7 protein-coding genes are annotated in these 6,819 nt (G+C 38.5%); all 7 read left to right on the top strand.

Translation table 11 applies throughout. From position 1 onward, the window contains the following. Positions 1-350 precede the first annotated feature (350 nt). Positions 351-494, top strand: coding sequence for a putative ABC transporter permease (locus G8761_RS24560; protein WP_207789336.1), 144 nt, complete (start codon positions 351-353; stop codon positions 492-494). A gap of 385 nt (positions 495-879) precedes the next feature. After that, positions 880-1,635: an IclR family transcriptional regulator gene (locus G8761_RS24555; RefSeq protein WP_166030576.1), complete on the top strand. Its 756-nt coding sequence runs from the start codon at positions 880-882 to the stop codon at positions 1,633-1,635. Positions 1,636-1,916: 281 nt separating this feature from the next. Further along, the gene (locus G8761_RS24550) at positions 1,917-3,242 is read left to right on the top strand and encodes an ABC transporter substrate-binding protein (RefSeq protein ID WP_166030575.1); all 1,326 of its coding nucleotides are present in this window, start codon (positions 1,917-1,919) and stop codon (positions 3,240-3,242) included. 121 nt (positions 3,243-3,363) lie between these two features. Further along, the gene (locus G8761_RS24545; RefSeq protein ID WP_166030574.1) at positions 3,364-4,242 is read left to right on the top strand and encodes a carbohydrate ABC transporter permease; all 879 of its coding nucleotides are present in this window, start codon (positions 3,364-3,366) and stop codon (positions 4,240-4,242) included. After that, positions 4,239-5,063 (top strand): carbohydrate ABC transporter permease, encoded by an 825-nt coding sequence (locus G8761_RS24540; protein ID WP_166030573.1) that lies wholly within the window; start codon positions 4,239-4,241, stop codon positions 5,061-5,063. Before G8761_RS24545 ends, G8761_RS24540 begins: the two co-directional genes overlap by 4 nt. 29 nt (positions 5,064-5,092) lie before the next feature. After that, positions 5,093-5,737 carry a bifunctional 4-hydroxy-2-oxoglutarate aldolase/2-dehydro-3-deoxy-phosphogluconate aldolase gene (locus G8761_RS24535; protein ID WP_166030572.1) on the top strand — a complete coding sequence of 215 codons (645 nt, stop codon included), beginning with the start codon at positions 5,093-5,095 and terminating at the stop codon, positions 5,735-5,737. Positions 5,738-5,762: 25 nt separating this feature from the next. Continuing rightward, entirely contained in the window at positions 5,763-6,782 is a 1,020-nt protein-coding gene (locus G8761_RS24530) for a 2-dehydro-3-deoxygalactonokinase (RefSeq protein ID WP_166030571.1), read from the top strand. Positions 6,783-6,819: the final 37 nt, after the last annotated feature.

The following is a 6,819-nucleotide window of genomic DNA, read 5'->3' as shown; positions in this document are numbered from 1 at the left end:
TTTTTTCTGAGGAACATAAAAAACCCCGAATAAGGGGGCACTTTTTTAATCGTGTCCGTTATTCGGGGTATAAATCATGCGAAGCGTCCTCTTTTTTATGCCCTTAAGACAAATGTGTATAAGGTGGGTGATATCCAGGGTTTAGGAATATTCTTTCTTGTAATTCCATTTTCCGATGGCGCATTGTGATTTATTAATACTTGTCTAATAACCGAAACTAGCAGAAATTTCTTTTGGTGTTTGAATCAGGTAAATGTAGATATCAGATTATCATTATTAGGAATAGCCGGCCAGTTTCCTCTTCCCCCATCGGTTAAGTTCTATTTCCCTCGTTATCTGAAATCGGGATATTGTCCTGTTTTTTCTCTCCTGGCTTCTTTGAATATATCAGTGGTGCATTACTTCAAAAGTTTTTTCAGCATCAATGGTGGGATTATTCTGTTATGCCTATTCAAATACACGGACATATTTGCCTGCCCTTCTCACTTTGTTGAATGCTGCTTGCCTTCGGCTGTCTATTGTTGGTTCTTCCTTTTCCAGATTTCTGTATTTGATGTGAAATCTTTTATGAGCATGGATTTGGCCGGCCATTGTCTTATTTTTATTATTACTGAATTAACTTTATCTGCATCCATAAGAAGACATTCTACAAGCACTTTACTAGCCGAAATCAACTAATCCTGTTCAATTAAAAATGAACGTAAATTCCTTTATCTCAAGATGAAGGAGTTTTTTACTGTTTCAAAAAAAGGACAGCAAACATCATTTGACTTAATATTTAAAAAAGTTATTGAAAGAGGATGTATCGTATAGTATGATAAACACATAAATCATATATAGGATTTAAAATCACATATGTGATGTATAGGGGATGAGAATTTGTCGGTAAAATCGGCTGAACGTGTTTTAAGGGTTTTTGATTTACTTGCCCATCATCCAAAAGGATTAACGATAAAAGAAATTAGCAACATGCTATCCTTTCCTCAAAGCAGTACTTCTGGTTTGATTGAGACTCTTTACACGAACAGTTACCTGACTGCTGATGATACTAGAAGATATAAGCTTGGTCCAAAGTTAATCCAGCTTGGCAGTGCAGCTAAGGATTCATTCGATCTTTCTGTTCAAGGTTCGCTTTTTCTAAAAGAATTGATGGAGGAGGTCCAGGAAACTGTTTTCATGGCCATTCTAGATCAATCTGAATTGGCGTATATAGCAAAAATTAATAGTAATCGTTCTATACGTACCACTGCTGAGCCGGGAAAGAGTAAGCCTCTATATTGTACTGGTTTGGGTAAGGCTTTTTTATCCTTTCTTCCGGAAAATAGGAAAAGTGAAATTTTAAGCAGTTTAAGACTTGAGCCTATCACGGAAAAAACTATCACAAAAAAGGAAGACCTATTGCAGCAGTTAGAATGTTTTGCAAATCAGGGTTACTCCATTGATGACGAAGAAAATGAAGAAGGACTCTATTGTCTTGCAGCTCCTGTTTTTGGAGTTGAAAACACCATTCAAGCCGCGATTAGTGTAGCAGGACCAAAAGAACGGATGCTTAAGCAAAAAGAAATGATTGTGGAAAAGTTGCTCGATACCGCTAGTAAAATATCATGCAGTATTGGATACCGATACACGAATTAATAAGCGTACATTTATTGAAAAGAGGGGGTATGCCACTTACCTTCGATATTCTATAAATAATTTATAGTAGATACATAGACAGCAAAGGATATGCCTCACCTAAAAAAAATCTATTTATATAGTCATTATATGGTTTTAACAACCATTTAACATATTGTTGATAGCGCTAAATTCACAAACCCCTCTTCTTAAATAGGTATTTGCTACAAAAAAATTAACCATATAATGAAAGCGTTATCACTTTTTTTAATTATTTTTATATTAGAAATAGGAGGAAGATTATGAAAAGTAGTTTGGTGGGTCTTAAAAAAGCAGCTGGTTATCTAGCCATAGTTGTAGGGATTAGTTCTGCGCTCGTGGGCTGCAGTGGAGAATCCGCAACATCATCTGATTCTAAGTCAGCTGATAAAACAGAGAAAAAAGTACAGGAAATTCGCGTGGTGGCTGCTAATCACCCGTGGACAGAGTCTATTAAAAAGGAATTACCTGCATTCGAGAAAGAGACAGGAATCAAGGTTAAGATTGACAGCTACTTTGAGGATCAACTCACACAAAAAACATCCGTTGAGTTTGCTTCCAACTCAAAGGGGATTGATGTTGTAATGTTCCGTCCGCTTCAAGATGGAAAAATGTACAATAAGAGCGGATATTTTGCCGAGATGAGCAGCTATGTGGGTAGTGAGAAAGGTTACACAGACGACTTTATTCCTTCTTCCCTTGGAAGTGTTAAGGATGGAGAAAAGTTTTACGGGCTGCCTCTGGTAACGGAAACAGAAGTTTTATACTATCGAAAAGATCTTCTAGAAAAGGCTGGACTAGAAGTTCCAAAAACTCTTGAAGATCTTGAAGCAGCCGCAAAGAAATTAAATGATCCGGCAAAAGGCGTATCCGGGTTTGTTTCTCGCGGTAAGCGTGCTGCAGCAGTTACACAGTTCTCAAGCTATTTGTATGACTTTGGCGGCGATTTCATGAAGGATGGCAAGTCAACTATTACATCGCCTGAAGCAATTGAAGCATTTAATTACTATGGGAAAATGCTAAATAAATATGGTCCTAAAGGCACATTAAACATGAGTTGGCCAGAAGCAATGGCAGTGTTCACCCAAGGACATGCAGCATTCTATACTGATGCATCATCTTTATTTACGAATGCAACTGATCCTGCCAAATCACAGGTAGCAGATAAAGTTGGATTTGCTCCATTCCCTGCTGGTCCTGAGGGTATAAAACCTTATAACATCACTTCATGGGCACTTGGTATCGGAGCTAATTCCGAAAAGAAAGATGCGGCATGGAAATTTATTAAATGGGTTGAAAGTAAAGAAATGGTATTAAAGCTTCAAACTGAAGGTAACCCTGGTGCACGTATTTCTGTCTGGAACTCTCCAGAAGGAACGGCGAAATTCCCGAAAGATTTAGCAGAAGCGATTGCAGCGAATGGTAAAGCTGAGGCAGTCCCTTATGATCGTCCAGTTCTTATTAATGTAGGTGCTGCACGTGACGTGATTGGTGATGTCATCTTAGCAGGGATTGAAGGGAAAGACGTCAAAGCAGCTGCAGAAAAAGCAGATAAAGAATTCCAAAAGATTCTCGACAGTGAGAAATAATAAAACTGATATTTCCTAATAGGAAACGGCTTTCGGTTAGCAATCTAGGTTTGACTGCTGGATGCTCTCGGAAAGCCGTTTGTTTTAAAGGCAATTATCATTGGTAAGGAGGAGCAGAAGTATGACAAATTGGATTGATCGCAACATCAAGTGGGTTTTTACCATGCCTGCTGTGATCTTTGTAGCACTAATGATGGTCGCGCCTGTAGGGTATACATTCTGGTTAAGTTTTCATGAATGGAGTATGTCGAATATTACTCCGCCGCTATGGGTAGCTTTTCAAAATTATCTCAATTTATTTCAAGATGAACTATTTATTAACTCGTTGAAACTTATGTTTTATTTTACCATTGTGGCAGTTACTGTTGAAACCGTATTGGGTGTTGGGCTAGCCATTTTAATGAATCAGAATATCGTCGGCAAGGGTCTGGTAAAAACATTGTTTCTATTGCCAATGGTTGCAACCCCTGTTGCAGTGGGATTAATATGGGTTCTTATTTACGAACCTAATATTGGAATCGCCAATGTTTTCTTAGAAAAAATAGGTCTCCCAGGTCAGGAATGGTTAACATCGCAGAATCTCGTTATGCCTTCGTTAATATTTATTGACGTTTGGGAATGGACACCTATGATCGCTTTAATTGTATTGGCTGGTCTTGTATCTTTGCCAAAAGATCCTTATGAGGCTGCTATGATTGATGGAGCAAATACATGGCAATCCTTTACTAAAATTACACTTCCTTTATTGAAGCCGACACTTTATTCTGCTGTACTTTTAAGAATGATTGATGCGTTAAAAACGTTCGATATAATTTACGCAACAACCCAGGGTGGACCTGGTACTTCGTCCCAGACAATTAATATTTATGGTTACGTTTTAGGTTTTCAATATTTTAAAATTGGTCAGGCGTCTGCCTTGTTAATGGTATTCTTCATTATCGTCCTTTCCATCAGCATTTTTACGATACTTTTACGGAAAAGAGCGGGGGTTAACTTATGAGTGGAAATAAACCAAATACCACTAAATCTATCTTTACTCATGCTGGTGTCTACTTATCCCTGTTTTTGTTTTTATTACCTTTCCTATGGATGCTCCTTGCGTCATTTAAAACGCAAGTACAAATATTGGATACTTCAAAACTATTTGAAATTACCGCTAATTTTAGTAATTACATAAGTGTATTTAATAAATATTCTTTTCTTTCATTTATTTGGAACAGTTTTATTGTTGGAGTAGGAGCGACCGTTTTTGGCCTTATTCTTGGATTACCGGCTGCTTATTCGATTGCAAGATACAAGCAGGAGGGGCTCGGGCTTTTAATACTTGTTGCTAGAATTGTCCCTGGTATCTCTTTCCTTATTCCATGGTTTATTATTTTCTCGAAATTGCATTTAATCGATACTTATACATCTCTAATTCTTAGTCACATGCTTGTGACGATGCCATTTATTATTTGGGTTATGATACCGTTTTTTGAAGGGCTGCCGCACGAACTTGAGGAGTCTGCCCGTGTTGATGGATGTTCCATCCCTTCTGCATTTGTCCGAGTGATGCTACCAATCTCGGGACCGGGAATTGTTACATCATCCATCTTAGCGTTTATTTTTTCTTGGAATAACTTTATGTTTTCATTGATTCTTGCAGGAGACAATACCAAGACATTACCGATTGCTGTCTTTAATTTTATATCCTATTCAGAAATAAATTGGGGTGGTCTCATGGCCGCTTCCGTAATCATCACAGCACCTGTACTTATATTGGCGCTCTTTGCCCAAAAATATATTATTGCTGGGCTAACGGGAGGCAGTGTAAAAGGATAACTCACACAGCTATTAGGAGATGAAGTGGTATGAGCACCTCGTCATTAGAGGAAATAAAAAGAGTAAAACTGGTTGCAATTATACGCAGCCACTCATTAGAGGGGTTAGAAAATACAGCTAGGAGTCTTTATCATGGAGGCATTCGTGCTATTGAAATCACGATGAATACCCCTGGTGCTCTTAGAGGCATTGAGCGGATAAAAGAAACGTATCCAGAGTTGCTAATCGGAGCAGGAACCGTATTAGATTCAGAGACTGCTAGATTGGCGATTATGTCTGGAGCAAGTTTCATCCTTACTCCAACCTTAAAAAAGGAAACCATTGAAACAGCGAATCGATATAATTTGCCGATTATCCCGGGAGTCATGACTCCGACTGAGGTGTTAACAGCTTATGAATACGGTGCACAAATGGTAAAGATCTTCCCGATTCGACAGTTGGGTCCTAAGTATTTGACCGACTTAGGTGGACCGTTACCCTTTGTGGAAACAATGGCTGTCGGGGGAATTTCATTAGAGAATGCAGGTTTATTTTTAAAAGCTGGAGCGAGTGCTCTAGGAATTGGCAGTTCGCTCGTAGATGAAAAACTAGTAAAACAATGTGACTTCGAAGAAATTGAAAGACGGGCAGCTAGCTTCGTAGAAATTGTCAATAAAGTTAAATCTCAAAATTGAATTGATGAGAAAAGCGGTGGTCAAAGTGAAGGTAATCCTGATTGATTCTGGGACGACGAATTCTAGATTAAGGCTATACGACAATACAACTTGTGAAGTTCTCGACACCGAAAAAATTCGAATTGGTGTACGGGACACCGCCATATCAGGCAGCAATACCAATTTAAAAGCCCATTTAAAACAGGGACTGGAAAGATTATTAACTAGAAATCAATTAAGAGCCAGTGATATTGAGTACATGGCTGCTTCTGGTATGATTACATCCAATTTAGGCATTTATGAAGTCCCTCATATCCCCAGCCCTGCAGGAATGGCTGACTTTGCAAAGTCAGCAAAAGTGAAAAAGCTTGAAGAATTTCTCCAAATTCCTTGTGTATTTATTCCAGGGATGAGAAACCAAGTAAATTCTATAGGTGATAAGGATTTGCCAGTCTCCATTAACGGTTTTGATGTTTTGCGCGGAGAAGAAGTAGAGTCCTTTGGTCTGCTCAAACAGTTTGAAGTGAAAGGTAGGGGAATGATCGTTCTTCCAGGATCCCATACAAAATTTGTGGCTGTGGATGAAAAGAAGTATTTGTTGTCTTGTGTATCGACACTAGGAGGGGAAACCCTTCAAGCTATCCAAAAGGAGACCATTCTTTCTGATTCATTGGATACACGCTTGATTGTGGAAATCGACCAGAAAATGCTCGAATACGGATATGAAGCGGCGAAACAATATGGGCTAACCAGGAGTTTTTATCATATTCGCTTACTGGATTTATTTACTGAGCTGGATGAAAATCAGCGGGCAAATTATTTTGCCGGATCTGTTATCTATAATGATCTGCAGGCTCTTTCTCAATCGGCAAAAGAAATTGACGAGATAGATTGGCTGATCGTCGGAGGTTCAAACCCATTAAGAAAGGCCTTTACTCATTTATTAAGGTATATGAATCATAAGTGGAAAATTATTGAGGCTGAGGACCAGCAAGTAGAATATTCACTCGTATTTGGAGCAACTGAGATTTTATCGAATTGTCACCATTTGGGTTTTACCGAATGACAACAAGTTGAAATAGAAAGATTTTATAGGGAGTGTA

The organism is Neobacillus terrae, assembly GCF_011393025.1.
GTDB lineage: Bacteria > Bacillota > Bacilli > Bacillales > Cytobacillaceae > Neobacillus_A > Neobacillus_A terrae.
The sequence above is the reverse complement of the archived record's forward strand: the minus strand, read 5'-3'. Positions and strand labels throughout refer to the sequence as shown.